Annotated in this window: 1 protein-coding gene; it reads right to left on the bottom strand. The window is 37.7% G+C overall.

Translation table 11 applies throughout. The annotated features are described in order from the left end of the window. A partial coding sequence (locus BOQ62_RS05030) for a protein-disulfide reductase DsbD family protein (RefSeq protein WP_129037637.1) occupies positions 1–1,787 on the bottom strand: 1,787 nt, incomplete at both ends.

The following is a 1,787-nucleotide window of genomic DNA, read 5'->3' on the forward strand; positions in this document are numbered from 1 at the left end:
GAGTTATTGTTAAAGTTAACCTGTTGGAATAAACTCCATCTGTCACCAATTGTTTTTACTTTTTTGATCTGTCCTTCACCAAGGTCTATTTTGGTTTTCTGATCCTCAGGAAGCTCTTCTTTGTCATCTACGTATAGAGAAGCTAATACCACATCATTCTGTAATATTGGTAAGATGTCTGGCTCGCTCCATACGAATTCCTCCATTTTTCTACAGTTTTCACATCCGTATCCAGTGAAGTCAATCAGGATGGGTTTATCTTCTTTCTTGGCAAGTTCTATTGCTTTGAAGAAGTCGTGTTCAGGATGCATTCCTAAAATTCCGTCTTTTTCATCGTGGAAATAGCTTACGTTTAGTGGAGGTAAAATTCCACTTAATAATTGAAGTTTCGGACGGTCAGAAGGGATTAAGCCTTGAACTAAGTAAATCACAAAACCAATTCCCAATACACCCAATATTTTTCTTGTGATAGAAATTTTAGGCTTTTTATCATCGTGAGGGAATCTGATCAATCCTAACAGATATATCGCTAATCCTAATGCAATGATGATCCAGATTGCAATGAAAAGTTCTCTTTTTAAGAAGAATGTTTTAGATACAAGATCTGCTTTAGATAAGAATTTCAATGCTAACGCCAGTTCTACGAAACCTAAAACTACTTTTACCGTATTCATCCATCCTCCGGATTTTGGAAGACTTTGTAATGCCTGCGGGAATAATGCCAGCAAGCCAAAAATAATAGCCCATGCCAGCCCGAACCCTGCCAGTGCAAATGTCAACAGCATAGGAACGTTTGTAGAACCTGTTACTGCACTTCCCAATAAGCTTCCTAAAATAGGTCCTGTACATGAGAAAGAAACAATCACCAACGTCAAAGCCATGAAGAAAATACCGATAATTCCTCCTGCTTCTTCCGCTTTAGAAGATTTGTTGGCGATGGAACTTGGTAAAGTGATATCATAATACCCGAAGAAACTTCCGGCAAAGAAGATGAATATAATAAAGAAGGCAATATTAAGCCATACGCTGGTAGAAATCTCGTTGAAGATATTTCCGGCGATTCCGTCAATAATGTGGAAAGGAATACTTAATAAAACGAAGATCAGAAGAATGAAAAACCCATAAATAAGAGCATCTCTTTTCCCTTTTGCTTTGTTCTTACTTCCTTTGGTAAAGAATGAAACCGTAAGCGGAATCATTGGGAAAACGCAAGGTGTAAGCAAAGCGATTAAGCCTCCGATAAATCCTAAGAATAAATACGTCCAATAGTTTTCATCCACTTTGGTAGAAGCTGTACCACAATCCGTTAATGGTTTTTTGAAATCAATGGTTGCAATTTTCAGCTGCTTAGGATCTAGTTTTGAAGTTTCTGTAATCGTTGCTTCTGTTTTTGCAGGATTTTCAGTAACTGTTTCTGTTGTTTTTACAGAATCTTTTGCTGGAGTTGCTGTTTCCTCAGTGGCAACCTCTTCCGTTGCCCCTTTTGGCGTAACTTTTTGGTTAAATTCTAAGGTATTGGGAGCCAGACAAACTCTGTCATCACAAGTTTGGTAGGTAATCTCAGAAGTGACATCCGCAGGCTTTGTTGGATCTTTTAATTTAAATTTTTGCTTAAATCCGGCAGAATTGGAGTAGAAAACAATTGTTCCCCCAAAAGCTTCAGAAAATTCTTCATGCTTTTTACCTACTTCGGTAAATTTCCCGATCAATTCAATATTCTTTCCTGTTACTTTATACTCAGTGGGAATTCCGGTATCTTCCGGTAAATCTTTTGAGTAAATGTGCCA

The sequence above is a fragment of the Chryseobacterium sp. CH21 genome (genome assembly GCF_004119445.1).
In the GTDB taxonomy this organism is placed as follows: Bacteria; Bacteroidota; Bacteroidia; order Flavobacteriales; family Weeksellaceae; genus Chryseobacterium.